This window comes from uncultured Bradyrhizobium sp. (assembly GCF_936928535.1).
In the GTDB taxonomy this organism is placed as follows: domain Bacteria; phylum Pseudomonadota; class Alphaproteobacteria; order Rhizobiales; family Xanthobacteraceae; genus Bradyrhizobium.
On the sequence record NZ_CAKZHY010000142.1, the window covers coordinates 1 to 24,888 of the forward strand.

Genomic DNA, 24,888 nt, shown 5'->3' on the forward strand with positions numbered 1-24,888 from the left:
GCTCTTGTGCCACGGGGGCCGTCCACATATGGGTCCCGGCCTTCGCCGGGACGACGGTGGGGCTACACCGGCGGAGTCACATCTCCGCCGGTGCGGCCAAGATCGCGCTCACGCAGATAGATGTAGAAGCCGGCGCCGATGATGATCGCGGCGCCGACGATGGTCGCGATGGAGGGCACATCGCCGAACACGACGAAGCCGAAGATCACCGCCCAGACGATCATCGAATATTGATACGGCACCACCACGCTCGCCGGCGCGAGCTTGAGCGAGCGGTTGACGCAGAACAGCGCCGTCACCGAGATGCATCCCGCCAGCGCGAAGAACACCAGGCTGCCTGGGGTCGGCGGCACCCAGTGGAAGGCCGACAGCACGGCGCCAAGCGAGAACGTGCCGATGAATTGCGAGGACGCCATCACGATGTCGGGCGTTTTGCGCAGGCTGCGGGTGATCAGCATCAGGGTTGCGAAGGAAAGACTTCCGCCGAGCGCGATCAGCGCCGGCAGGCTCACCGTCTGCGCCGAGGGCCTGAGCGCGATCAGCACACCGCAGAACCCGATCAAAATCGCCGTCCAGCGCCGCCAGCCGACCTTCTCGCCCAGAAAGATCGCCGACATCGCGGTGACGAAGATGGGGCCGGCAAGATAATAGGTGATGACGTCAGCGAGCGGCAGATAGACCGCCGCAAGGAAGAAGGCCGCGACCTCCAGCGTCGACAGCACGACACGAAACAGCTGCAGGCGCGGCCGCTCCAGATGCAGGAACTGATGACGCTGCCGCCAGATCAGCGGCGACAGCAACAGCAGCGCCGCGCAGGCGCGCAGGAACAGGAGCTGCCCGACCGAATAAGTCCCGACCAGGAATTTGCCCGTGGCGTCACCGAACGAGAACATGAAGATCGACAGCACCATCAAGCCGATGCCGGCGAGCCGTGCCGAGCGGTCGTCATAGGCGGAGATATTCTTGAAGAAGGGCATCGAACGCCGTTTTAATGAGGCGGGCGCGCGCGACAAGCCCGCGCAAGCCGATTGAGCGGATTGTCGCACTCTTCGCGCCGCGGTAGCGATAGTCACTTCACCGAGAAAAGAGCATCGACATGACCGACTTCGACCCGGCCCAGCACCGCATGATGTCAGCGCAACGCTGGTTTGAGGATTTCGTGGTCGGCGAACGCTTCGTGCTGCCGAGCCGGACCCAGACGACGGCGGTGTTCGCGGCGTTTCAGACCGCGAGCGGCGACACTCACCCGGTGCACTACGATGTGGAATATTGCCGCGCCCGCGGCATGCCGCATCTGCTCGCCCACGGCTTCCAGACGCTGATCCACACCGCGCCCGGCGCGGGCCTGTTTCCGTTCATGGTCGAGGAGTCCCTGGTCGGCTTCCTGGAGCAGTCGAGCCGGTTCCTCAAGCCCGTCTTCGCCGACGACACCATTTATCCGGCCCTCGAGGTGATCGAACTCGTGCCGGGCCGAACCACCGGCACCGTGACGCTTCGGAGCACGGTGTTCAACCAGCGCAAGGAGCTGGTGCTGGAAGGCATGCAGAAATTCCTGATCCGGCGCCGGCCGGCGTAAGGATCACGCGAACGAACCCACGCGGCTTCATTCGACCACCCGATCCGCGCTCGCGAGCAGGGTTGCAGGCACATCGAGCGACAGCGCCTTGGCTGCCTTGAGGTTCAATGCCAGCTCGAATTTGGAGGCCTGATAGAACGGGATCTCGCCGGGCGATGTGCCGCGCAGGATCGCATCGATGTTGTTGGCCGCGCGCTTGTTCAATTCGACAAGGTCGAACGAATAGGTCATGAGACCACCGACATCGACGAAATCGGCCAGAGGGTAGATCGCAGGAAGCGCAATCGAAGCGATCTTGGCGGTGATGATGGCGCGCTTGGTCATGACATCAGGACTGTCGCCGACCATGATGGCGTCGGCCCCATCGGAACCGATCCGGTCGATGAGATCCTGATAGCTCGCCTCGGTCGTTGGGAAGTCGACCAGAAACGGAGTGACCTCGACGCCCGCGGCAGATGCAGCCGCGCGGACGCTCGGACCTTGAGGGCCCTCCCATGCCCCGCGCAGGGTGATGAAGGCGAGCCGGCCAAGCTTCGGAGACATCTCGCGCAACAGCGCGATGCGCTTGCCGTGGATCGACGGACCGGTATCGACGCTGACGCCAGTGAAATTCCCGCCCGGCCGCGCGAGACTGGCGGCAAGCCCCTGCGCCACCGGATCGGCCGTCAGCGCCACGACCGGGATCGTCGAGGTCGCCCGCTTGAACAGCAATGCGCCGAGGCCGACAACATAAATCACGTCGGGATTGCTGCGGACCACCTCCTCGACCAAAGCCGGAGCACCGGCGCCGGCCTTCTCCGCGCCCCAGCGTTCGACGATGAGATTGTCATCGACGATCTGGCCGAGCCGCCGCAACTCGGCGAACAGCGCCCGGTAATAGCGGTTCTCGCTGTCCTCCTGCATCTGCGCCGACGGTTCCGAAGGACTGTAGATCGCAAGGCGCTTCCTGCTGGCGGCGGGCTGCGCACCGGCGCGCGACAATAACGCGGCCGCAATCGTGCCCCCGATGAACTCCCGTCGCCGCATCCGAACGCCACTCCCCAATTTGGCCCCGCTATATCACATCAGGCCGACGCGAGAGCGTGCCGGCTGGTTAAGCACGGGACGAAATCGCTTAAATTTCGGCCGATTTGCGGGCAAACCCGGGTTGCCGCGGGTGTCCGGCTGGCCTACCTATGGCCCATGAAATTCCTTGACGAAGCAAAGGTCTATATCCGCTCCGGTGACGGCGGGAACGGCTGCGTGGCGTTCCGCCGCGAGAAGTTCATTGAGTTCGGCGGTCCCTCCGGCGGCAATGGCGGCCGCGGCGGCAATGTGATCATCGAGGTGGCCGATGGCCTCAACACGCTGATCGACTACCGCTACCAACAGCACTTCAAGGCGCAGAAGGGCGAGAACGGCCAAGGCTCGGACCGCCATGGCGCCAACGGCAAGAACATCGTGCTGAAGGTCCCCCTGGGCACGCAGATCTTCGACGAAGACCGCGAGACGCTGATCCACGACTTCACCAATGTCGGCGAAAAGTTCGTGCTGGCTGAGGGCGGCAATGGCGGCTTCGGCAACGCTCATTTCAAATCCTCGACCAATCGCGCGCCGCGCAACGCCAATCCCGGCCAGGTGGGCGAAGAGCGCTGGATCTGGCTGCGGCTGAAGCTGATCGCGGACGCCGGCCTCGTCGGCATGCCCAATGCCGGCAAGTCGACGTTCCTGTCCAAGGTCAGCGCCGCGCGGCCGAAGATCGCGGACTATCCCTTCACCACCCTGCATCCGCAGCTCGGTGTCGTGAATGCCGACGGCCGCGAATTCGTGCTCGCCGACATTCCCGGCCTGATCGAGGGCGCACATGAAGGCACCGGCCTCGGCGACCGCTTCCTCGGTCATGTCGAGCGCTGCCGCGTGCTGCTGCATCTGGTCGACGCCACCTGCGAACATGCGGGCAAGGCCTACAAGACCGTCCGCAAGGAGCTCGACGCCTATGGTGGTCAGCTCACCGACAAGATCGAGATCGTCGCGCTCAATAAGATCGACGCCGTCGAGCCGGACGAGCTGAAGAAGCAGAAAGACCGGCTGAAGCGCGCGGCGAAGAAGACGCCGCTGCTGCTCTCCGGCGCCACGGGCCAGGGCGTCAAGGAAGCGTTGCGCGCGCTGGTCGAGGTGATCGGTGAAGCCCCTGTTTCGGCCAAGGCCAAGAGCGCGGCCGAAGCGGAGCCCTGGTCGGCTTAGTTGTCGTCCCGGCCTAGTGCGCAATTGCGCACGGGGGGCCGGGACGACGCTTGAGAGTGTGGCGCAACCTCACGCATCTCCTGCAGTTGCCATCGCGCCCTCGATAGCGCAGCATCAGGCAATCAAGAAACGACAGGGATGACGCATGGCGCGCGCGAAGAACGTTCTCTGGATCATGTGCGACCAGCTTCGCTATGATTATCTCGGCTGCACCGGCCATCCCACGCTGAAGACGCCGAACATCGACGCCATGGCGAAGCGCGGCGTGCTGTTCACGAAGGCGTATGTGCAATCGCCGATCTGCGGCCCGTCGCGGATGTCGTTCTACACCGGCCGCTACATGCGCTCGCACGGCTCGCATTGGAATGGCTGGCCCTTACGCGTCGGCGAGCCCACGCTCGGCGATCACCTCAACAAGATCGGCGTGCGCAACGTGCTGGTCGGCAAGACCCATATGGCGCCCGATCTCGAAGGCATGAAGGCGCTCGGCATTCCGCCGGAATCCGTCATTGGCGTGCATGTCGCCGAATGCGGCTTCGAGCCCTATGAGCGTGACGACGGATTGCATCCGACCGGCCGGCCACGCCCGAAATACGACGAATATCTGCGCCGGCAGGGATTTGAGGCAACCAATCCCTGGGAGCATTGGGCCAACTCAGGCGCGGACGAAGACGGCTCGCTGCAGAACGGCTGGCTGCTGGTGCACGCCGACAAGGCCGCGCGCGTGCCTGACGAGCATTCCGAGACACCCTATATGACGCGGCGCGCGATGGACTTCATCAGCGAAGCCGAGACCGACGGCCGGCCGTGGTGCCTGCATCTGTCCTACATCAAGCCGCACTGGCCCTACATCGCGCCAGAACCCTACGCCAGCATGTATTCGACCGAGGACATGATCCCGGTGATCCGTTCCGAGCGTGAGCGGCAGAATCCGCATCCGGTGTTCGGCGCCTATATGGACATGCGCTACTCTCGCAACATGGCGCGCGACGAGGCGCGTGAGAAGGTGATCCCGACCTATATGGGCCTGATCACCCAGATCGACGACCAGATGGGCGTGCTGATGAAGTTCTTAGGTGAACGCGGCCTCCTGGAAACAACCATGATCGTGTTCACCTCGGATCACGGCGATTATCTCGGCGATCACTGGATGGGCGAGAAGGACCTGTTCCACGAACAGTCTGCAAGAATTCCCCTGATCATCATCGATCCATCGAAAGAGGCCGACGCCACGCGCGGCACGCGCAGCGATGCACTGGTCGAAGGCATCGATCTCGCACCGACCTTCGTCGATTATTTCGGCGGCAAGGTGCCGGGCCACATTCTCGAAGGACGTTCGCTGCTGCCGCTGCTGCGCGGCGAGAGGCCATCGGATTGGCGCAAGGTGGCGTTCTCCGAATATGACTATTCGATGCAGGATGTCAGGCTGAAGCTGAACCAGCCGATCGAGCGCTGCCGCCTGTTCATGGTGTTCGACGGCCGCTGGAAATACATCCACGCCTCCGGCTTCCGCCCGATGCTGTACGACCTCGAGACCGACCCGGACGAATATGTCGATCGCGGCGATGATCCAGAATGCGCTGCGATCATCGCGCGATTGCAGGCCGAGCTGTTTGACTGGGCGCTGCATCCGAACGACCACATCACCACGCCGCGCGAGAAGATCGCGAATTATGCGGACAATCAGTTGCAGGTGAAGGGCGGAATCCTGATCGGCATCTGGGACGAGAAAGAGCTCGCCGCGATCAAGGATGGGATAGCGCAGCGCGCGAAGATGTGAGTGAGCGGAGCGCGGCGCTCTCAGTTCGTCATGGCCGGGCCTGACCTGGCTTGACCCGGGCATTCACGTCGATGCACGTGGATGGCGGGGACATGCCCGGCCATGACGGCGAGTGTGGAGCACAAGCGAAGCCTAATTCTCGATCTTGTATCCCGTTGCCTTCACGATCGGCTGCCAGAACGCCGTGTTCGCCGCGAGCTCCTTTGTCAGTCCGTCCGCGCTGCTGCCGACCGGTATCAGCCCGATCGCCGTGAGCTTCTCCTTCACGTCAGGCTTGGCAAGCGCAGCGCTCACAGCCGCACCCAATTTGCTGGCAAATTCCGGCGGGCTACCGGCGGGAAGCCACATGCCGTACCAGGCGTCCGCCACGAGATCGATGCCGCTCTCCTTCAGCGTGGGCACCTCAGGCGCGAACGGCGAACGTTCCGCGCTCGAGACCCCGATGATCTTCACGTTCTTGGCGCGGTGCTGCGGCAGCGCATCTGCCAACGTCACGATCCCGAAAGAGATGTGGCCGCCGACGAGGTCGTTGAGGATCGGTGCGCTGCCGCGATAGGGCACGCGGGTCAGGGGAATGCCGAGGTCCTTTTCGAGCTTCGAGCCGGCGAAGTGGGGAATGGTACCGTTGCTCGGCACGCCGAACGAGGTCTTGTCGGGATGCGCCTTCAGCCACGCGACGAATCCCTTGAAGTCGGCGACATCCATGGCCGGGCCGACAACCAGCGCGAACTCGAACCGCGCCAGCAGCGACACCGGCATGAAATCCTTCGCCGTGTCGAAGCTCGGCGTCGTCTCCACCATCGGCAGCAGATACATGGTCGGCCCTGTCGTCACCAGCACCATGCTGCCGTCGGGGCTTGCGCCCTTCACCGATTTGATGCCGATCAGGCCGTCACCGCCGGTGCGGTTCTCGACCACCATGGTCCGTTGCAGCATCGGCGCGATCTCCTGGGCGATCAGCCTGCACAGCGTATCGCCGCCGGCGCCCGCCGCGAACGGGAAGATGATTTTGCTCAGCCCGGCCTGCGCTTGAGCTTCACCCGCCTGCGCAAGGAGCGGCAGGCCGAGACATCCGGCCATGAATTTGCGGCGATCCATTGGTTTCCTCGTTCAGCCCGTTATTGATTGGGGGCATTAGAGCCCGGCTGGCCGGCAAGACAAGACCGACCTTCGCCTTTACCAGGCCTGCCGCCTTGCGCCGGCCATCGTCCTGCTGCAAAAGCAGGCCTGATCGGCGCGGCCCGTCGCTCCGCCGTCTCCCAGAACAATTCGTCGCACGCAACATGGCCAGCCCCGAACTCAGTCAATTCCGCCGCATCGTCGTCAAGGTCGGCTCCGCGCTGCTGGTCGATTCCGACAGGGGCGAGGTGCGGGCGTCCTGGCTGGCCGCGCTCGCCGACGACATGGCGAAGCTGCACAAGGAGGGCCGCGACGTCCTCGTGGTGTCCTCGGGCTCGATCGCGCTCGGCCGCAGCCGCCTCAAATTGCCGCGCGGGCCACTGAAGCTGGAGGAGAGCCAGGCCGCGGCCGCCGTCGGCCAGATCGCGCTGGCGCGGATCTGGTCGGAAGTGCTCGGGGCACACGACATCGGCGCGGGCCAGATCCTGGTCACGCTGCAGGACACCGAGGAGCGCCGTCGCTATCTCAATGCGCGCTCCACCATCGGCAAGCTGCTGGAGTGGCGCGCGATTCCCGTGATCAACGAGAACGACACGGTCGCGACCACCGAGATCCGCTACGGCGATAATGACCGCCTCGCCGCGCGCGTCGCCACCATGGCGAGTGCCGATCTCCTGGTGCTGCTCTCCGACATCGACGGGCTCTACGACGCCCCGCCGAAGAACAATCCGAACGCCAAGCTCATTCCTGTGGTCGAAAGCATCTCCTCCGAGATCGAGGCTGTCGCCGGAGATGCCGAGTCCGAACTGTCGCGCGGCGGCATGCGCACCAAGGTCGAGGCGGCCAAGATCGCCACGACCGGCGGCACGCATATGCTGATTGCGTCAGGCAAGATCGAGCACCCCCTGCAGGCGATCGCCGATGGCGGCCGCTGCACCTGGTTCCTGACGCCGGCCAACCCCGTCACCTCGCGCAAGCGCTGGATCGCGGGCTCACTGGAGCCGAAGGGGACGCTGACGATCGATGCAGGCGCAGTGACGGCGCTGCGCGCCGGCGCCAGCCTGCTGCCCGCCGGCGTCATCAAGGTCGAGGGCCAGTTCGCCCGCGGCGATGCCGTGATCGTCCGTGGCCCCGACACCAGCGAGGTCGGCCGCGGCCTGATCGCCTATGACGCCGAGGTCGCCGAAAAGATCAAAGGTCGCTCCTCCCCTGATGTGATGACCATCCTCGGCATCAGCGGGCGATCGGAGATGATCCACCGCGATGATCTGGTGGTGGGCGGGTAGCCGGCCCCACAGTCATTCCGGGGCGGTGCGCTAGCACCGAACCCGGAATCTCGAGATTCCGGGTCTGGTCCTTTGCACCGTCCAGGAATGACGACGCAGTTGGGAGCGGGAGTAAGCCACTGACCCACCCCCGAAGTCGCCAATCGAAGCCCAGCCATACCCTACCCGCCCTTCGCAAAAGCGGGATTTCCGTGCTAGGACACCGCCTTAGCAGAAGGTTTGAACCCCTATGGCCGCCCCCCTCAAAGCCGTTGACGGCAATGCCGATCTTCAGGCGCTGATGTCCGATCTCGCCACCCGTGCCCGCGCTGCCGCGCGCGTGCTGGCGCTGGCGTCGCCGGAGCAGAAGAACCGGGCGCTGGAGGCCATGGAGCGGGCGATCCGCGCGAATTCTGCCGCGATCCTCGCCGCCAATGCCGAAGATGTCGCGGAAGCGCGCGCCTCCGGCAATGCCACCTCGTCCTTCATCGACCGCCTGACGCTGACCGAGGGGCGCGTCGGAGGCATGGCCGACGGCATCGCCATCGTGCGCGACATCGCCGATCCCGTCGGCATCGTCACCGAGAGCTGGCAGCGGCCAAACGGCATGACCATCGAGCGCGTGCGCGTGCCGCTCGGCGTCGTCGGCGTGATCTTCGAGAGCCGGCCGAATGTCGCCGCCGATGCCGGCGTGCTCTGCCTGAAGTCGGGTAATGCCGTGATCCTGCGCGGCGGCTCCGACAGTTTCCGCTCCTGCCGCGCGATCCATGAATGCCTGGTGCAGGGCCTGCGCGAAGCCGGACTGCCCGAGGCCGCGATCACGCTGGTGCCGACGCGCGACCGCGCGGCGGTCGGCATGATGCTCTCAGGTCTCAACGGATCGATTGACGTGATCGTGCCGCGCGGGGGAAAAAGTCTCGTCGCGCGCGTCGAGCAGGAGGCGCGCGTGCCCGTGTTCGCGCATCTCGAGGGCGTCAATCACGTCTATGTCGACGGCAGTGCCGACCTCGCCATGGCGAAGGAGATCGTGCTCAACGCCAAGATGCGCCGCACCGGCGTCTGCGGCGCAGCCGAAACGCTGCTGGTCGATCGCGCTGCGGCCGGCAAGGCTCTGAAGCCGCTGATCGAGATGCTGCTCGAGGCGGGCTGCGAAGTGCGCGGTGACGATACCGTGCAGAAGACTGACGCACGCGTAAAGGCCGCCAGCGAAGACGATTGGGACACCGAATATCTCGACGCGATCATCGCGGCGAAGGTGGTCGACGGCGTCGACGGCGCAATCGCACACATCGGGGATCACGGCTCGCACCACACCGATGCGATCGTGAGCGAGAACAATGCCGCCGCGAAGAAATTCCTCAGCGAAGTCGATTCCGCGATCGTGCTGCATAACGCCTCGACGCAGTTCGCCGATGGCGGCGAGTTCGGCTTCGGCGCCGAGATCGGCATCGCCACCGGACGCTTCCATGCCCGCGGTCCTGTCGGTGCCGAGCAGCTGACCAGCTTCAAGTACCGCGTTCATGGCACGGGGCAGACGCGGCCGTAAGGCATGGCGCGGGGCGTGGGGCATTGAGTAACAATTTCGTCGCGCCACGTTTCTTCGCGCAGGCCATACCGCCCTACACGGAAGGCATGCGCATCGGCCTGCTCGGCGGCTCATTCAATCCCCCGCATCAGGCCCATCGCGCGATCAGTCAGTTCGCGCTGAAGCGCCTCCAGCTCGACCGCGTCTGGTGGCTGGTGACCCCAGGGAATCCGCTCAAGGAGAACGGCAATCTGCATGAGCTCGGAGAGCGCATGCAGGCGGCGCGCGATGTCGCCAACGATTCCAGGATCGAGGTGAGCTGTCTCGAATCCGTCATTCGTACCCGCTATACTATCGACACGATCAACACCTTGCGCCGCCGTCTCAGTGGCTTGCGCTTTGTCTGGATTATGGGCGCCGACAACCTCGCTCAATTCCATCGTTGGCAGCATTGGCGGCGCATCGCCGACCAGGTGCCGATTGCGGTTATCGATCGCCCGCCACAGAGTTTTCGCGCCCTCGCTTCGCCCGCCGCCCAGGCGCTCGCGCGCTATCGCGTGCCGGAGAATGAGGCAGCCTTGCTTGCGGATCGGCCGGCGCCGGCCTGGGTCTTCCTGACCGGATTGAAGCTCAACCTCTCCTCGACGGGCTTAAGGAACCCGGACGGGAGCTGGAAAGGTACGAAGTGAGACTGAGTGTGGGGATTTACGGGCTCTCTGGCATATTGAAACCCTTAACCCCACATGATGTAGTGTAACCAGCGAAGGCCGGATTCGGTCTTCGCGATACAGTGAAAGGAATGGTCCCTGGCCACGTCTGTATTGTCCAAGTCGACTTCATCGAAGTCTGTTTTACCCAAGGCTACGAAACCGACGCGTAAAACATCGACCAAAGCTGCGGCCTTGAAGGCGCAACCCGACGCCGACAAGACGCTGAGCCTGATCCTCTCCCGCCTCGAGGACATGAAGGCGGAAGAGACGGTCACCATCGACCTTCGCGGCAAATCGGCATACTCCGACTACATGATCGTCACCACGGGCCGTGTGAACCGGCACGTTGGCGCGATCGCGGAGAACGTGACGAAGAGCCTCAAGGAAACCGGCATCAAGAACATCCATGTCGAGGGCATGCCCAATTGCGACTGGGTGCTGATCGATTCCGGCGATGTGATCGTGCACGTGTTCAGACCCGAGGTCCGTGAGTTCTACAATCTCGAGAGATTGTACACGCAGGGCCCAGGGGCGGCGAAGGCGATCTAGGCTCGACTTGGTCGGCCTGTCTGGCCGATTTCGAATCGGCTGTCGCGCATGCTAGCGTCGTGCGCGCGCGGGATGCGCGCGGTCATGAAAGCACGACTCTGAACTCATGCGTGTTGCAGTCATTGCGGTGGGCCGGCTGAAGCAGGGTCCCGAACGGGAGCTTGCCGACCGCTATTTCGAGCGGTTCGAAGAGGCCGGCCGCAAGCTCGGATTTCGCGAGCTGACCATCCACGAAATCCCCGAGAGCCGCGCACGCGACACCGCCACGCGCATAACCGAAGAGGCCGCGGCAATCTCGGCGCTCATTCCGGAAAAATCGATTCTGGTGGCGATGGACGAGCGCGGGCAAAATCTCGATTCCACCGTATTCGCACGGAATCTCGGACGCTGGCGCGACGAGGGCGCGGGTCATACTATCTTCGTGATCGGAGGGGCGGACGGACTTTCGCCCGAATTGCGCCGTAAGGCCAAGCTCGCGATCGCGTTCGGCTCTGCGACCTGGCCGCATCAAATGGTCCGCGTCATGCTTCTGGAACAGTTGTATCGGGCCGCCACCATTCTGGCCGGCCACCCCTATCATCGCGCGTGATTCGCGCCACAACGAGCACCTTGCCCGACTGATGCGAGCGCCTGTCCTCAATTTGCTGCTGATCGCGAGCGTTTCGGGCGCAAGCTTCGCGCAAGGTTACGCAAGCCTCGCGCAAGCCCAGACGGCGGCACCGGCGCCCCAGACCGCGGCCATCTCACCCGACGCGATCAAGCAGCGCGAGCAGGAGCTGGAAGCCGCGCGCGCGAGCCAGAAGAGCGCGGCGGAGGCGCAGGCCAAGCTGAAGGCCGAGATCGCCTCGCTCGGCCAGGACCGCACCCAGCTCAATCAGCAATTGATCGACACCGCCGCCAATGTCCGCACCGTCGAGACCAAGATCGACGAGGCCGAGGCGCGACTGAAGACACTGAACGGCCGCGAGCAGCAGGCGCGCGCTTCGCTCGATTCGCGCCGCGCCGACATCGTCGAGGTGCTGGCGGCATTGCAGCGCGCCGGACGGCGCACGCCGCCGGCGCTGCTGGTGCGGCCCGAAGATGCGCTGCAATCGCTGCGCACGGCGATGCTGCTCGGCGCCGTCGTGCCGGAATTGCGCAGCCGCGCGGAAAAGATCGCCGGCGAGCTTGGCGAACTCGTCGCCTTGCGCAAGACCATCGCGAGCGAACGCGACCAGCTCGCCTCCGACCGCGACAGGATCCGCAGCGACCAGACCCGGCTCACCGCGCTGGTCGACGAGCGGCAACGCCAGCAGGCCTCGCGCGAAAAGGACCTCGATGCCGAGAATTCGCGCGCCATCACGCTGTCAAAGCAGGTCGGCGATCTCCAGGGGCTGATCGCCAAGATGGAGCAGGACCTGCAAAGCGCCGCCAAGGCGGCCGAGAAGGCCGCCGAGGCCGCCAGGCAGGCCGAGGCCAAGGCAGCCAAGGAGGCCGCAGCGAACGCGGCCAACACCAAACCCGGCCCGGCCGTATTCAAGGACCGCTCCCGGACCAGCCCGGCCATCCTGTTTGCCTCGGCCAAGGGGCTCCTGCCGTTGCCGGTTAACGGTAACAAGATCAGGGACTTTGGCGGTTCCGACGGAGTCGGCGGGGTCCAGAAGGGTATTTCGCTGGCCACCAAGCCCGGCTCCCAGGTCACGACGCCCTGCGACGGCTGGGTGGTCTATGCCGGCCCGTTCCGGAGCTATGGACAACTCTTGATCCTCAATGCCGGGGGCGGGTATCATGTCCTGATCGCCGGGATGGAGCGCATTTCGGTAAACATCGGACAGTTTGTGCTCACGGGGGAGCCGGTCGCGACCATGGGGTCGACATCTCAAGTCGCCTCCATTCTCGCCACCAACGCGAGTCAACCTGTGCTGTATGTCGAGTTCCGCAAAGACGGCACTCCAATCGATCCAGGCCCATGGTGGGCCGCAAATGAAGGCGAGAAGGTTCGCGGATGATGCGCAAGACTTCAGTTATCCTCCTCAGCGCGGCCACCGGTGCGGCGCTGACGCTGTTCGTGACCCAGCCGCGCGCGGTGTTCATGGGCTCAAGCGCGCGAGCTGCGACCGCTGACACCTATCGCCAGCTCAACCTGTTCGGCGACGTGTTCGAGCGCGTGCGCTCCGACTATGTCGAGAAGCCCGACGACACCAAGCTGATCGAATCCGCCATCAGCGGCATGCTCTCGGGTCTCGATCCGCATTCGAGCTACATGGACGCCAAGAGCTTCCGCGACATGCAGGTGCAGACTCGCGGCGAGTTCGGCGGCCTCGGCATCGAGGTCACGATGGAAGACGGCCTGATCAAGGTGGTCTCGCCGATCGACGACACGCCCGCCTCGCGCGCCGGCGTCATGGCCAACGACATCATCACCAATCTCGACGATGAAGCGGTGCAGGGCCTGACCCTGAACCAGGCCGTCGAGAAGATGCGCGGGCCCGTCAACACCAAGATCAAGCTCAAGATCATCCGGAAGGGCCAGGACAATCCGATCGACGTCACGCTGGTGCGCGACAACATCCGCGTACGTTCGGTGCGCGCGCGCGTCGAGGCCGACGACATCGCCTATATCCGCATCACCACCTTCAACGAGCAGACCACCGAAGGCCTGAAGAAGGAGGTCGCCAACCTCTCGAGCCAGATCGGCGACAAGCTCAAGGGCTACATCATCGATCTGCGCAACAATCCGGGCGGCCTGCTCGAAGAGGCCGTCACCGTGTCCGACTCGTTCCTGGAGAAGGGCGAGATCGTCTCGACCCGCGGCCGCAATGCCGAGGAGACCCAGCGCCGCACCGCGCATGCGGGCGACCTCACCAAGGGCAAGCCTGTCATCGTGCTCGTCAACGGCGGTTCGGCCTCGGCTTCGGAAATCGTCGCCGGCGCGCTGCAGGACCACAAGCGCGCGACCATCGTCGGCACGCGTTCGTTCGGCAAGGGCTCGGTGCAGACCATCATCCCGCTCGGAAGCGGCAACGGCGCGCTGCGCCTCACCACGGCGCGCTACTACACGCCGTCGGGCAAGTCGATCCAGGCCAAGGGTATCGTGCCCGATATCGAAGTGCTGCAGGACGTCCCGGATGAGCTGAAGTCGCGCACCGACACCAAGGGCGAAGCGTCCTTGCGCGGCCACCTCAAGAACGACGGCGACGAGAAGACCGGTTCGCAGTCCTACGTCCCGCCGGATGCCAAGGACGACAAGGCGCTCAAGATGGCCGACGACCTGCTCCACGGCATCAAGAACAGCGCCTCCGCAGCGCCGGCGCCTGGCAGCGACAACAAGGCCGCGCCCGCCGCGGACAAGCCGAAAGCGGCGAACTAGAGCGTTTCATCCGATCGGGCGAAAGGGCGGCTCCAGGAGCCGCCCTTTTTGCTTGGGAACTCTTGATCCCCCGGCCTATCCCGGCCTGCCGCCACTTGACCTCGGCGTGGTATCGTCGGCTTGAGTGATTCGGGATCTCGCATGACTGAAACGGCCGATGATCTGAGCGCCCCGCTCGGACAGGACAAGCCGCGCCGGAAACGGCGGCTGCGGCTGCCGTTCACCGTCATGCAACTGCTGGCGGTGATGCTCGGCCTGTTCCTCGTCACCTTTGCCGGTTTTGCCATCTTCAACAAGGACCCGCTCGGCGGCGAGCCGATGACGCGGATCGCGATTCGCGATCCCAAGGGCGCTGACAAGGCGACCGAGGAAAAGCCCGCCGCCGGCCACAGCGAAGACAGCAAGCACGCAACCAAGGAAGCGCCGAAAGAGAGCGCCTCCGGCGACCAAAAGACCGTCACCATGATCGACGGCTCGACCGGCGCACGCCATGACGTGGTGATCGGCGCGGGCGATGCTGCCGACAAGGGCGAGGCGGCTTCCGCGCCGCCGCCCGTCATGAACGGGATCGATTCAAAGCTGCTGGAGAAATCCCGCTACGGCATGATCCCCGCGATGTCAGGCGACCTCAAGCCATTCAACGTCTATGCAGGCGAGGCCGACCGCGCCAAGGCCGCGAAAATGCCCGTGGTGGCGATCGTGATCGGCGGCCTCGGCGTCGGCGCGGCCAAGACGACCGACGCGATCATGAAGCTGCCGGGCGCCGTGACGCTGGCCTTCACGCCTTATGGATCCGATCCCGGAAAGCTTGCCGAGCGCGCCCGGGCCCAGCGCCACGAGATTTTCCTGCAGATCCCGATGGAGCCCTACGACTTCCCGGACAACGATCCCGGCCCGCAGACGCTGCTGACCTCGCTCACGTCAGACCAGAACATCGACCGCCTGTACTGGCACCTCAGCCGGATGCAGGGCTATGCCGGCCTCGCCAATTTCATGGGCGCCCGCTTCATCGCGACGGATGCGGCGATGCAGCCGATCATCCGCGAGGCCTCCAGACGTGGGCTCGGATTCTTCGATGACGGCTCCTCGCCCCGCAGCATCGCCTCGCAGGCGGCCGGAAGCTTCGCGGTGCCGTTCGGCAGGGGCGACATCGCGCTCGACGCGGTGCCGACGCCGGCCGAGATCGACCGCGCCCTGAACAAGCTGGAATCGACGGCACGGGAACGCGGCGTCGCCATCGGCACGGCCTCGGCCCTGCCGGTTTCGATCGAGCGGGTCAGTGCCTGGATCAAGACATTGAACGACCATGGTATCCTATTGGTGCCATTGACAACCGCGATGCTGAAATCAAAATCCAGCTAAATCAAAGAATTGGTACGGCACGGCGCCCGATAGCCCGGCCGGCAGCACGCGAGAGGTTTGGCGGCATGGCGCGTTATGAGGATCTGCCCTACCGAACCTGCGTCGGGGTGATGTTGCTCAACACGGAAGGACTGGTGTTCATCGGTCGCAGAGCCGGTGGTATCGAGCATGTCGACGACAGCCATGTCTGGCAGATGCCGCAGGGCGGGGTCGATCCCGGCGAGGACAATTGGGAAGCCGCCAAGCGCGAGCTCTATGAAGAGACCAGCGTGCGCTCGATCGAGCGGCTCGGCGAGGTGCCGGAGTGGCTGATCTACGATATCCCGCGCACGGTCGCGGGACGCGCCTGGAAAGGCCGCTACCGCGGCCAGCGCCAGAAATGGTTCGCGGTGCGCTTCACCGGCAAGGACAGCGAGATCAACGTCGCCAATCCCGGCGGCGGCCACAAGGCCGAATTCGTCAGCTGGCGCTGGGAGCCGATGAAGAACCTCCCCAAGTTGATCATCCCGTTCAAGCGTCCGGTCTATGAGCGCGTGGTGCAGGAATTTTCTGCGCTCGCGGATGACTAAATGATTTGCCGTCGCTCCGGAGCGATGCGACAGCATCGCATCCGGAACCTCGAGATTCCGGGTTCGCGCTTCGCGCGCCCCGGAATGACGACGAGAGATATTTCCACATGACCAACGAAAAGCCCTACCGTCCCAATGTCGGGATCGCGCTGTTCGATGCCGACGGCCGCGTGCTGGTCGGGCATCGCTTCAAGGGCGACGGCCCCGAGATCATCCTGCCCGGGCTCGATTGGCAGATGCCGCAAGGTGGCGTCGATGCGGGCGAGAACCTGCGCGATGCGGCGATGCGCGAGCTCTGGGAGGAAACCAATGTCGTCAGCGCCACCTATCTCGGCGAGACCGATTGGTACACTTACGAATTCCCGCCCTATGACGGACCGCAGACGCATCGGCTGGCGAAATTCCGCGGCCAGCGCCAGAAATGGTTCGCGCTACGCTTCACCGGCAAGGAGGACGAGATCGATCCGCTGACGCCGCGCAACGGCCAGCCTGCCGAGTTCGACGCGTGGCGCTGGGAGCGGCTCGACCGCGTCGCCGACATCGTCGTGCCGTTCCGCCGCGAGGTCTATCGCGCGGTGGCGGAGCAGTTCGCGACCTTCGCTGGCTGAGACGACGAAAACAACCCCATGCACAGTAGAACGGGGGGTGAGATGATTGGAGAATTTCGCGCTAATTGATCGGCCCGACCGTGAACGGCCCGACCGCGATCACGTGGCATTCGCTGTCGTGCTTGGCGCAGTCGGCGAGCGCGCCGTTGATCGCAGTCTGCTCATCGGCCGCCTTCAAGCCGAGGCCGGGGCGGCCGGCGGTGCCGACCGCAACCGCATTCCAGCCCGCGGCGTCGCCGAGCTTGCGCACGACCTCCTCGCGCGCATCGGCCACGATCGAGGGATTGGTCGCGGCGTGGAACAAGCCGTTGGGCCTGAGCAGGGTCGGGATCGGCACGACGAAGGCATCGTCAACCGCCACGATCATGCAAGCCGCGCCCGCGAACGCGCCGCAGGACTCCAGCGATCGCCGCGCTGCATCGTCCACCGACGTCCCTCCCAGCCCCATGAAATATTGTCCGCCCGGACCAAGCGCGACCGTGCGCGACTTTGCCGCCGACGCGTAGATGTTTTCGAGCCGGGTCCTGGCCTGTTCGCGCACCAACGGAACGTCTTTCGGCGCGAACGCACGCTCCGTGACCGGGTCATGCCGAAACCAGGGCTTTGGCGGTATCGGCGGATTGCCATGGCTGTAGACCACCTTGTTGCCGACCGCATAGAGCTCGCATCGCCGCGGATTTTGCACAGATTCAGCGCGCTTCTGGCATTGATCGATCGCGGCGTTGCGCGCGGCCTCCTCGGTCTGCTGATTGAGCGCGGAGCCGCTGATGCCGCCGATGTTCAGAGCGTAAGCCTTGTAATCGCCGGCGGGCGTATATTCGTTGCTGAGGAAGCCACGCTGGCGCTCGCCGATGAACGGCACCGCCTCCACCACGATCTTGCCGTCTGAGGCCGCCGGCGGCGACGGGATTGGCGTCGGTGTCGCTGCAGCCGTTTGGGTCGGCGTCGATGTCGGCATCGGCGAAGCTGCCGGCGCCTTTGTCGCCATCGTGGGCGTCGGGCTGGGTGACGGCGCAGTCACCGGGCCAGGCGCGGGTGCAGCGGCCGTGGAGGTTGCCGGGCTGGACGTTGCCGGGCTGGAGGTGACCTGTGCGGTCTCGAGTTTGGTGAAATAGAGGAAGCCGCCGACGCCAATGGCGACGACGGAGACCACGCCGACCACCAGCGGCCACATCCAGTTCGGCGCAGGCGCAGCCTTGACGACTTTCTTCACCTGCGGCGTCGCGTAGGTGCCGTCCTCGCGCCGCATCGCGACCATGTAGGCGTGCACCGGCGTCGGAATGTTCTTCACTTCCTGTGCGCCGATATCGGCGAACTGCACCGACAGCTTGTTGGCAACCTGCTCATGCACGGCCCGGGAGACGCAGATGCCGCCGACTTCAGCGAGGCCTTCGAGCCGGGCTGCGATGTTGACGCCATCGCCAAGCAGATCGCCGTCGCGCTCGACGACGTCGCCGATGGTGATGCCGATGCGGAACGACATCTGCCGGCTCGGCGGATAGGCCATGTTCCGGGTTCGCAAGCTCTCCTGGATGTCGATCGCGCAGCGCACCGCTTCCACCGCGCTCGGGAATTCCGCGAGCACGGCATCACCGGCGGTGTTGAAGATGCGACCGCTTGCCTTGGCGATGAAGTCGTCGATGACCAAGCGATAGGAGGCCAGACGCCGCAGCGTCTCTTCCTCGTCTTCCGCAACGAGCCTCGAGTAGCCGGCAATATCGGCTGCGAAAATCGCTGCGATCTTGCGTTTCATCTGCACCCAGCCCTGGAACAAATTCGCGGGCGCAGAATGCCGCTATCAGCGGCGCGGTGCAACAAAATCAGCGCCCGCCACTGATAGTGGCGAGCGTTGATTTTGTTGCGATTTGTTGAACGTCCGGCGACTTACGCCGGACTAATGCATCGCGGTCGAATTGACCTGCTGCTGAATGCTCTTGTAGTGGTCGAGCCGCTCGATGGCCTGATCGAGCTCGTTGCCTTCGTGCTCCTTCAGCCCCTCTTCCATCTCCGAGACGGTCTCGGCGAACTGGGCGCGGTCGAGCTCGGCCAGCGAGGTCGCGACGTCGGCGAGCACAGTCAGGCCCTTTTCAGAGACTTCGGCGAGACCGCCGAGCACGATGATCTTCTCGTGCTTGCCGCCCGTGGTGATGGTGAGGATGCCGGGGCGGATCGCAGCGACAACAGGCGCATGACCAGCCAGCACGCCGAAGTCACCTTCAACGCCGGGAATGTCGACCTGATCGACCTCGCCCGAGAAGGCGAGCTTTTCCGGAGAGACGAGATCGAAGTGGAAGGTGGCCATGGAAAGAACCTGCGAATAGCGAGTGGCGAATAGCGAGTGGCGGTCGGGAGCTGCGGACTATCCGCTACTCCCTATTTCGCCATTCGCCTCTTAAGCCGCTTCAGCGGCCAGCTTCTTGCCCTTTTCGACCGCCTCTTCGATGGTGCCGACCATGTAGAAGGCGGCTTCCGGCAGGTGGTCATACTTGCCTTCCACCAGGCCCTTGAAGCCCTTGATGGTGTCGGCCAGGTCGACGAACTTGCCCGGCGAGCCCGTGAAGATTTCAGCGACGTGGAACGGCTGCGACATGAAGCGCTCGATCTTGCGAGCGCGGGCCACCGCCAGCTTGTCCTCTTCCGAAAGCTCGTCCATGCCGAGAATGGCGATGATGTCCTGGAGCGCCTTGTAGCGCTGCAGCACCTGCTGGACCTGACGGGCGACCGCGTAGTGCTCCTCGCCGACGACAAGCGGGGAGAGCATGCGCGAGGTCGAGTCGAGCGGGTCCACCGCCGGATAGATGCCCTTTTCAGCGATCGAGCGCGACAGCGTGGTGGTGGCGTCAAGATGCGCGAACGAGGTCGCGGGCGCCGGGTCGGTCAAGTCGTCGGCCGGAACGTAGATGGCCTGCACCGAGGTGATCGAGCCCTTCTGCGTGGTGGTGATGCGCTCCTGCAGCGCGCCCATGTCGGTGGCGAGCGTCGGCTGATAACCCACCGCCGAAGGAATACGGCCGAGCAGCGCCGACACTTCCGAGCCGGCCTGGGTGAAGCGGAAGATGTTGTCGACGAAGAACAGCACGTCCTGGCCCTTGTCGCGGAAATCTTCCGCGATGGTCAGACCCGTGAGCGCGACGCGGGCGCGGGCGCCGGGCGGCTCGTTCATCTGGCCGAACACCAGCGCGCACTTCGACTTCACGCTCGGATCCGGGTTCTTGGGATCGGCGTTGACCTTGGATTCGATGAACTCGTGATAGAGGTCGTTGCCCTCGCGGGTACGCTCGCCGACGCCTGCGAACACGGAGTAACCACCGTGCGCCTTCGCGACGTTGTTGATCAGCTCCTGAATCAGCACGGTCTTGCCGACGCCGGCGCCGCCGAACAGGCCGATCTTGCCGCCCTTGGCATACGGAGCAAGCAGGTCGACGACCTTGATGCCGGTGACGAGAATTTCAGCCTCGGTCGACTGGTCGGTGTAGGTCGGCGCTTCCTGATGGATCGCGCGCAGCCCTTCGGTCTTGACGGGACCCGCTTCGTCGATCGGCTCGCCGATGACGTTGATGATGCGGCCGAGCGTGCCTTCGCCGACGGGAACGCGGATCGGCGAACCGGTGTCGGTCACTTCCTGGCCGCGGACCAGACCTTCGGTGGTGTCCATCGAGATGGTGCGGACGGTCGACTCACCGAGATGCTGGGCGACTTCGAGCACCAGGCGGTTGCCGCCGTTCTTGGTCTCAAGCGCGTTGAGAATGGCCGGGAGGTGGCCTTCGAACTGCACGTCGACGACGGCCCCGATGACCTGGGTGACGCGACCGGACTGGGCTGCCATTGAATGTCTCCTTCGATCCGAATTTTTAGACCACGGTCAGCTTGTCGACCGGGATGCTGCGTTTGACGGGTACTGACGCGCCTTGATCAGACGGCCTCGGCACCCGAGATGATTTCGATCAGTTCCTTGGTGATCTGCGCCTGACGCGTGCGGTTGTAGACCAGCGTCTGCTTGCGGATCATCTCACCGGCGTTGCGCGTCGCATTGTCCATCGCGCTCATCTGGGCGCCGTAGAACGAGGCGTTGTTCTCGAGCAGCGCGCGGAAGATCTGGACCGCGAGGTTGCGCGGCAGAAGACGGGTAAGAATCTCGTCCTCTTCCGGCTCGTATTCATAAGACGTCGCGCTGGCGGCAGCGCCCTCCTCGACCACCAGCGGGATGATCTGCTGGGCGGTGGGGATCTGCGCGATCACGGACTTGAAGCGCGAATAGAACAGCGTGCAGACGTCGAACTCGCCGGCCTCGAAGCGCGCCAGAACCTTTTTGGCGATGTCCTCGGCGTTGACGAAGCCGAGCTGACGCACGCTGCGCAGGTCGAGATGCTCGACGATCTGCTTGTCGAACAGGCGGCGGAGCTGCTCGTAACCCTTGCGGCCGACGCAGAAGAATTTCACTTCCTTGCCCTGGTTCATCAGGGCCAGCGCACGCTCGCGGGCGAGACGTACGATCGACGAGTTGAACGCGCCTGACAGGCCGCGCTCTCCGGTGCAGACCAGCAGCAGGTGAACCTGATCGCGGCCGGTACCGGCCAGCAGCGCCGGCGCGCCGGGCGAACCGGCCGCGGCGCTGGCGATGTTGGAGATCACCGCGCTCATCTTCTCGGCATAAGGACGTGCAGCTTCCGCGGCAGTCTGCGCGCGGCGCAGCTTGGAGGCCGCGACCATCTGCATGGCCTTGGTGATCTTTTGCGTCGCCTTGGTCGAGGCGATGCGGACGCGCATGTCTTTAAGTGACGCCATTCTTCGTTCACCCCGGCGATCAGCCTATGGCTGGACCGCGACCCTATCCTGTCGTCATGCCCGGGCTTGTCCCGGGCATCCACGTCTTCGTCTTCCACGCGGTAGCACGTGGATGGCCGGGACCTTAATTGCGAAGACGCGCTTCGCGCTCTAGCCCGGCCATGACGTTCTTTTTTACGCGAAGCTCTTCGCGAAACCTTCGACCACCGACTTCAACTTGGCAGCGGTGTCGTCGGAGAGGTCGCGGCTGTCGCGGATCGAATTGAGAATGTCGACGTGCTTGCCGCGCAGCAGCGAGAGCAGACCGTCCTCGAAGGCGCGCACCTTGTTGATCGGCAGCGGATCGAGATAGCCGTTGGTGCCGGCCCAGATCACGCAGACCTGCTCTTCCATCTTCAGCGGCGAGAACTGCGGCTGCTTCAGCAGTTCGGTCAGACGCGAGCCACGGTTGAGGAGGCGCTGGGTGGAGGCGTCGAGGTCGGAGCCGAACTGCGCGAACGCCGCCATTTCGCGGTACTGCGCGAGCTCGCCCTTGATCTTGCCGGCGACCTTCTTGGTGGCCTTGGTCTGCGCCGACGAACCGACGCGCGACACCGACAGACCGACGTTCACCGCAGGACGGATGCCCTGGAAGAACAGGTCGGTTTCCAGGAAGATCTGGCCGTCGGTGATCGAGATGACGTTGGTCGGGATGTAGGCCGACACGTCGTTGGCCTGGGTTTCGATGACCGGCAGCGCCGTCAGCGAGCCCGAGCCCTGGTCCTTGTTCAGCTTCGCCGCGCGCTCGAGCAGGCGGGAATGCAGATAGAACACGTCACCGGGATAGGCTTCGCGGCCCGGCGGGCGGCGCAGCAGCAGCGACATCTGGCGGTAGGCGACGGCCTGCTTGGACAGATCGTCATAGATGATGACCGCGTGCATGCCGTTGTCGCGGAAGTACTCGCCCATGGTGCAGCCGGTGAACGGCGCGATGTACTGCATCGGTGCCGGATCCGACGCGGTGGCGGCGACGATGATCGAATATTCGAGCGCGCCCTGCTCTTCCAGCACCTTCACGAACTGGGCGACGGTCGAACGCTTCTGGCCGACCGCGACGTAGACGCAGTACAGCTTGATGTTCTCGTCGGGCTGCGCGTTGAGCGGCTTCTGGTTCAGGATGGTGTCGAGCGCGATCGCGGTCTTGCCGGTCTGACGGTCGCCGATGATCAGCTCGCGCTGGCCGCGGCCGATCGGGATCAGGGCGTCGATCGCCTTGAGGCCGGTCGCCATCGGCTCGCTCACCGACTTGCGCGGAATGATGCCGGGCGCCTTGACGTCGACGCGCATGCGCTTGTCGGCCTGGATCGGCCCCTTGCCGTCGATGGGATTGCCGAGCGCGTCGACGACGCGGCCGAGCAGGCCCTTGCCGACAGGCGCGTCCACGATGGCGCGGGTGCGCTTGACGGTCTGGCCTTCCTTGATCTCGCGGTCGGCGCCGAAAATAACGACACCGACGTTGTCGGTTTCGAGGTTCAGCGCCATGCCGCGGGTGCCGTTCTCGAACTCGACCATTTCACCGGCCTGGACGTTGTCCAGACCGTAGACGCGGGCGATACCGTCGCCGACGGACAGCACCTGTCCGACTTCGGAGACTTCAGCTTCCTGGCCGAAATTCTTGATCTGGTCCTTGAGGATCGCGGAAATTTCCGCGGCGCGGATGTCCATCAGCCTGCCTCTTTCATCGCGTGCTTGATCGAATTGAGTTTGGTGCGAAGCGAACTATCGATCATGCGGCTGCCAAGCTTCACGACGAGGCCACCGATGATCGAGGGATCGATCTTCACGTTGAGCGCGACGTCCTTGCCGGTCACCGACTTCAGGGCAACCTTGAGAGCGTCGAGATTCTTGTCCGAGAGCGCTTCCGCGACCGTGACATCCGCGGTCGCCTCGCCCTTGAACTTGGCGACGAGGGCGCGGTAGGCGCGGATGACGTCAGCCACCGCGAACAGGCGGCGGTTGGCGGTCAGCACTTTGAGGAAATTGGCGGAGATGCCGGCGATACCGGTCTTGTCCAGCACGGCCGAGAGGGCCCTGGACTGGGCCTCGGCCGCAAAAACCGGACTGCGAACGAGGCGCTTCAGATCGGCGCTTTCATTCAGCAGACCCTCGAACCTCTCGAGGTCGGCCTTGACCTCGTCGACCACTTTCTGGTCGCGGGCCAGTTCAAACAAGGCCGTTGCATAACGGCCCGACACACCGGAAACGGACGTATCTTCTGCAGCCACAGACGCGCTCTTTGTGCTGTCAAATTCGCAAGGGAAAAACCGTCGCCACAAAGCGGCGCCTAGCGATCCAAGCCCTTGGAATTCAAGCGGGACTTCGATTTTCGGCCGACACGGGACGTGCCGGGTCCGTTAAAATCGCGGCTTTGCTAACATAGCAGGCGCGCACGTGCAACATGACGCCAGATTAAAGGCACGAGGTTCTGTCGCCAGTTCGTCGCACTTCGGCGACACCTCATCGCGATCGCTGCGCCGACTTGGCCTAGCCTTCCTTGCCATGGAATTGCCGCGAGCCTCTCGTCGGCAACCTGCCCCTTCGTTCCTGCCCTCAGCGCATAGCCGCCATGAACACAGATCGCTGAGGCGTGACTCCAGCTTTGCCGATCGCGACCGGCGAATACTTACCCAATTCTAAATGCGAAGAGTAACAACTTCGCTTTTCAGTATTCGTAAGTAATTAATCAGTTAATGAATCGTTAAAGCAAAAGATTACGGAACATCGGCCGAATATCGATTCAGATCACAAGATATTTCATGACGACATGGATCGGATTTACTGCCCAATTCATGCCTCATTAGGAATCGAAACGCCAACCCGCTCGCAAACTGATGGGGGCTCCACTTGCCACATATGTGGCATTACTAGCGTAGGGACCACTAAATGCTGTCTTTGAAGACGCTGGGCACTATGACCCGGCCGCGTACGGCGATCGCTTTCGTCGCTGCAACTCTCCTCGTCGGTGGAACTGCCACTGAAGCTTCCGCCAAATCCAGGCATCACCACCGGGCCTCTCACCACCACCGCCACCACGCCCAGGCTGACACGAACGCGAATTCCGGTTGGCTCAACGCCAATGCGTCGATGACGCCGTCGTCGGGCACCGGCCACAGCTTCTCCGGCATGGCCTCCTATTACGGCAACGAATCCGGCAGCCGCACCGCCTCGGGCGCGCGCTTCAACCAGAACGCAATGACCGCGGCGCACCGGACCCTGCCGTTCGGCACCAAGGTCCGTGTGACCCATGGCGGCCAGAGCGTCATCGTCACCATCAACGACCGCGGCCCGTTCGTGCGCGGCCGCGTGCTCGACCTCTCCACGGGCGCAGCCCGCGCCATCGGCCTCACCGGTGCCGGCGTCGGCCGCGTCACCGCGGAAGTCGTCTCTTAACGGCGCGACCAGCGCCTCAGCCACACGCGCAGTTTTCAT

23 protein-coding genes are annotated in these 24,888 nt (G+C 64.2%); 14 read left to right on the forward strand and 9 right to left on the reverse strand.

What is annotated here, in order from left to right; genetic code table 11:
* Positions 1 to 62 precede the first annotated feature (62 nt).
* Positions 63 to 977, reverse strand: coding sequence for a DMT family transporter (locus Q0687_RS27780; protein WP_298884211.1), 915 nt, complete (start codon positions 975 to 977; stop codon positions 63 to 65).
* Between the two features lie 119 nt (positions 978 to 1,096).
* Between Q0687_RS27780 and Q0687_RS27785 the strand changes: the two genes are divergently transcribed.
* Positions 1,097 to 1,576: a MaoC family dehydratase gene (locus Q0687_RS27785; protein ID WP_298884214.1), complete on the forward strand. Its 480-nt coding sequence runs from the start codon at positions 1,097 to 1,099 to the stop codon at positions 1,574 to 1,576.
* A 27-nt stretch (positions 1,577 to 1,603) separates the two neighbouring features.
* Here the strand turns inward: Q0687_RS27785 and Q0687_RS27790 are convergent, their stop codons facing one another.
* Entirely contained in the window at positions 1,604 to 2,602 is a 999-nt protein-coding gene (locus Q0687_RS27790; RefSeq protein ID WP_298884216.1) for an ABC transporter substrate-binding protein, read from the reverse strand.
* A gap of 156 nt (positions 2,603 to 2,758) precedes the next feature.
* Here Q0687_RS27790 and obgE point away from each other — a divergent pair, with 156 nt between their 5' ends.
* Both obgE and Q0687_RS27800 read left to right on the forward strand, forming a co-directional pair.
* Positions 2,759 to 3,799 carry a GTPase ObgE gene (obgE, locus tag Q0687_RS27795; protein ID WP_298884218.1) on the forward strand — a complete coding sequence of 347 codons (1,041 nt, stop codon included), beginning with the start codon at positions 2,759 to 2,761 and terminating at the stop codon, positions 3,797 to 3,799.
* Positions 3,800 to 3,944: 145 nt separating this feature from the next.
* A complete protein-coding gene (locus tag Q0687_RS27800; protein ID WP_298884219.1) occupies positions 3,945 to 5,579 on the forward strand; it encodes an alkaline phosphatase family protein in 1,635 nt (544 codons plus the stop codon).
* A gap of 132 nt (positions 5,580 to 5,711) precedes the next feature.
* Here Q0687_RS27800 and Q0687_RS27805 read toward each other — a convergent pair whose 3' ends face one another.
* Complete coding sequence (locus Q0687_RS27805; RefSeq protein ID WP_298884221.1) at positions 5,712 to 6,677, reverse strand: Bug family tripartite tricarboxylate transporter substrate binding protein; 966 nt, start codon at positions 6,675 to 6,677, stop codon at positions 5,712 to 5,714.
* Positions 6,678 to 6,862: 185 nt separating this feature from the next.
* Here Q0687_RS27805 and proB point away from each other — a divergent pair, with 185 nt between their 5' ends.
* From proB to Q0687_RS27855, 10 genes are all read left to right on the forward strand, one after another.
* Complete coding sequence (proB, locus tag Q0687_RS27810; RefSeq protein WP_298884224.1) at positions 6,863 to 7,984, forward strand: glutamate 5-kinase; 1,122 nt, start codon at positions 6,863 to 6,865, stop codon at positions 7,982 to 7,984.
* A 229-nt stretch (positions 7,985 to 8,213) separates the two neighbouring features.
* Positions 8,214 to 9,509 carry a glutamate-5-semialdehyde dehydrogenase gene (locus Q0687_RS27815; RefSeq protein ID WP_298884230.1) on the forward strand — a complete coding sequence of 432 codons (1,296 nt, stop codon included), beginning with the start codon at positions 8,214 to 8,216 and terminating at the stop codon, positions 9,507 to 9,509.
* A 23-nt stretch (positions 9,510 to 9,532) separates the two neighbouring features.
* Positions 9,533 to 10,177 carry a nicotinate-nucleotide adenylyltransferase gene (locus tag Q0687_RS27820; RefSeq protein ID WP_298884233.1) on the forward strand — a complete coding sequence of 215 codons (645 nt, stop codon included), beginning with the start codon at positions 9,533 to 9,535 and terminating at the stop codon, positions 10,175 to 10,177.
* Positions 10,178 to 10,390: 213 nt separating this feature from the next.
* Positions 10,391 to 10,747 (forward strand): ribosome silencing factor, encoded by a 357-nt coding sequence (rsfS, locus tag Q0687_RS27825; protein ID WP_298884235.1) that lies wholly within the window; start codon positions 10,391 to 10,393, stop codon positions 10,745 to 10,747.
* A gap of 106 nt (positions 10,748 to 10,853) precedes the next feature.
* Entirely contained in the window at positions 10,854 to 11,336 is a 483-nt protein-coding gene (gene rlmH / locus Q0687_RS27830) for a 23S rRNA (pseudouridine(1915)-N(3))-methyltransferase RlmH (protein ID WP_298884239.1), read from the forward strand.
* Between the two features lie 31 nt (positions 11,337 to 11,367).
* A complete protein-coding gene (locus tag Q0687_RS27835; RefSeq protein WP_298884241.1) occupies positions 11,368 to 12,735 on the forward strand; it encodes a peptidoglycan DD-metalloendopeptidase family protein in 1,368 nt (455 codons plus the stop codon).
* Positions 12,732 to 14,096 (forward strand): S41 family peptidase, encoded by a 1,365-nt coding sequence (locus Q0687_RS27840; RefSeq protein WP_298884244.1) that lies wholly within the window; start codon positions 12,732 to 12,734, stop codon positions 14,094 to 14,096. Before Q0687_RS27835 ends, Q0687_RS27840 begins: the two co-directional genes overlap by 4 nt.
* A 141-nt stretch (positions 14,097 to 14,237) precedes the next feature.
* Complete coding sequence (locus Q0687_RS27845) at positions 14,238 to 15,458, forward strand: divergent polysaccharide deacetylase family protein (RefSeq protein WP_298884246.1); 1,221 nt, start codon at positions 14,238 to 14,240, stop codon at positions 15,456 to 15,458.
* 65 nt (positions 15,459 to 15,523) lie between these two features.
* Positions 15,524 to 16,027, forward strand: a complete 504-nt coding sequence (locus Q0687_RS27850) for an RNA pyrophosphohydrolase (protein WP_298884249.1) — start codon at positions 15,524 to 15,526, stop codon at positions 16,025 to 16,027.
* Between the two features lie 107 nt (positions 16,028 to 16,134).
* Positions 16,135 to 16,635 carry an RNA pyrophosphohydrolase gene (locus Q0687_RS27855; RefSeq protein ID WP_298884252.1) on the forward strand — a complete coding sequence of 167 codons (501 nt, stop codon included), beginning with the start codon at positions 16,135 to 16,137 and terminating at the stop codon, positions 16,633 to 16,635.
* 61 nt (positions 16,636 to 16,696) lie between these two features.
* On the opposite strand, the gene Q0687_RS27860 is transcribed toward Q0687_RS27855, so the two are convergent.
* The 6 genes from Q0687_RS27860 to Q0687_RS27885 form a co-directional block, all read right to left on the reverse strand.
* A complete protein-coding gene (locus tag Q0687_RS27860; protein WP_298884255.1) occupies positions 16,697 to 18,388 on the reverse strand; it encodes an adenylate/guanylate cyclase domain-containing protein in 1,692 nt (563 codons plus the stop codon).
* Positions 18,389 to 18,529: 141 nt separating this feature from the next.
* On the reverse strand, positions 18,530 to 18,937 hold the full coding sequence (locus tag Q0687_RS27865) for a F0F1 ATP synthase subunit epsilon (protein ID WP_298884259.1): 408 nt from the start codon (positions 18,935 to 18,937) through the stop codon (positions 18,530 to 18,532).
* Between the two features lie 90 nt (positions 18,938 to 19,027).
* Positions 19,028 to 20,461, reverse strand: a complete 1,434-nt coding sequence (gene atpD / locus Q0687_RS27870; RefSeq protein ID WP_298884261.1) for a F0F1 ATP synthase subunit beta — start codon at positions 20,459 to 20,461, stop codon at positions 19,028 to 19,030.
* 86 nt (positions 20,462 to 20,547) lie between these two features.
* On the reverse strand, positions 20,548 to 21,420 hold the full coding sequence (locus Q0687_RS27875) for a F0F1 ATP synthase subunit gamma (protein WP_298884264.1): 873 nt from the start codon (positions 21,418 to 21,420) through the stop codon (positions 20,548 to 20,550).
* Between the two features lie 174 nt (positions 21,421 to 21,594).
* Positions 21,595 to 23,124, reverse strand: a complete 1,530-nt coding sequence (gene atpA / locus Q0687_RS27880; protein WP_298884266.1) for a F0F1 ATP synthase subunit alpha — start codon at positions 23,122 to 23,124, stop codon at positions 21,595 to 21,597.
* Complete coding sequence (locus tag Q0687_RS27885; protein WP_298884271.1) at positions 23,124 to 23,684, reverse strand: F0F1 ATP synthase subunit delta; 561 nt, start codon at positions 23,682 to 23,684, stop codon at positions 23,124 to 23,126. Before Q0687_RS27885 ends, atpA begins: the two co-directional genes overlap by 1 nt.
* Before the next feature lie 658 nt (positions 23,685 to 24,342).
* Between Q0687_RS27885 and Q0687_RS27890 the strand changes: the two genes are divergently transcribed.
* On the forward strand, positions 24,343 to 24,849 hold the full coding sequence (locus Q0687_RS27890) for a septal ring lytic transglycosylase RlpA family protein (protein ID WP_298884273.1): 507 nt from the start codon (positions 24,343 to 24,345) through the stop codon (positions 24,847 to 24,849).
* Positions 24,850 to 24,888 lie beyond the last annotated feature (39 nt).

Bases quoted from the DNA above. Each gene is read 5' to 3' on its own strand.
- Q0687_RS27840 (WP_298884244.1), top strand. From the start codon at position 12,732: ATGATGCGCAAGACTTCAGTTATCCTCCTCAGCGCGGCCACCGGTGCG.
- Q0687_RS27815 (WP_298884230.1), top strand. From the start codon at position 8,214: ATGGCCGCCCCCCTCAAAGCCGTTGACGGCAATGCCGATCTTCAGGCG.
- Q0687_RS27780 (WP_298884211.1), bottom strand. From the start codon at position 977: ATGCCCTTCTTCAAGAATATCTCCGCCTATGACGACCGCTCGGCACGG.
- Q0687_RS27805 (WP_298884221.1), bottom strand. From the start codon at position 6,677: ATGGATCGCCGCAAATTCATGGCCGGATGTCTCGGCCTGCCGCTCCTT.
- Q0687_RS27865 (WP_298884259.1), bottom strand. From the start codon at position 18,937: ATGGCCACCTTCCACTTCGATCTCGTCTCTCCGGAAAAGCTCGCCTTC.
- Q0687_RS27875 (WP_298884264.1), bottom strand. From the start codon at position 21,420: ATGGCGTCACTTAAAGACATGCGCGTCCGCATCGCCTCGACCAAGGCG.
- Q0687_RS27785 (WP_298884214.1), top strand. From the start codon at position 1,097: ATGACCGACTTCGACCCGGCCCAGCACCGCATGATGTCAGCGCAACGC.
- atpD (WP_298884261.1), bottom strand. From the start codon at position 20,461: ATGGCAGCCCAGTCCGGTCGCGTCACCCAGGTCATCGGGGCCGTCGTC.
- Q0687_RS27890 (WP_298884273.1), top strand. From the start codon at position 24,343: ATGCTGTCTTTGAAGACGCTGGGCACTATGACCCGGCCGCGTACGGCG.
- Q0687_RS27850 (WP_298884249.1), top strand. From the start codon at position 15,524: ATGGCGCGTTATGAGGATCTGCCCTACCGAACCTGCGTCGGGGTGATG.
- atpA (WP_298884266.1), bottom strand. From the start codon at position 23,124: ATGGACATCCGCGCCGCGGAAATTTCCGCGATCCTCAAGGACCAGATC.
- Q0687_RS27845 (WP_298884246.1), top strand. From the start codon at position 14,238: ATGACTGAAACGGCCGATGATCTGAGCGCCCCGCTCGGACAGGACAAG.
- Q0687_RS27790 (WP_298884216.1), bottom strand. From the start codon at position 2,602: ATGCGGCGACGGGAGTTCATCGGGGGCACGATTGCGGCCGCGTTATTG.
- obgE (WP_298884218.1), top strand. From the start codon at position 2,759: ATGAAATTCCTTGACGAAGCAAAGGTCTATATCCGCTCCGGTGACGGC.
- Q0687_RS27800 (WP_298884219.1), top strand. From the start codon at position 3,945: ATGGCGCGCGCGAAGAACGTTCTCTGGATCATGTGCGACCAGCTTCGC.
- rlmH (WP_298884239.1), top strand. From the start codon at position 10,854: ATGCGTGTTGCAGTCATTGCGGTGGGCCGGCTGAAGCAGGGTCCCGAA.
- Q0687_RS27835 (WP_298884241.1), top strand. From the start codon at position 11,368: ATGCGAGCGCCTGTCCTCAATTTGCTGCTGATCGCGAGCGTTTCGGGC.
- Q0687_RS27860 (WP_298884255.1), bottom strand. From the start codon at position 18,388: ATGAAACGCAAGATCGCAGCGATTTTCGCAGCCGATATTGCCGGCTAC.
- proB (WP_298884224.1), top strand. From the start codon at position 6,863: ATGGCCAGCCCCGAACTCAGTCAATTCCGCCGCATCGTCGTCAAGGTC.
- Q0687_RS27855 (WP_298884252.1), top strand. From the start codon at position 16,135: ATGACCAACGAAAAGCCCTACCGTCCCAATGTCGGGATCGCGCTGTTC.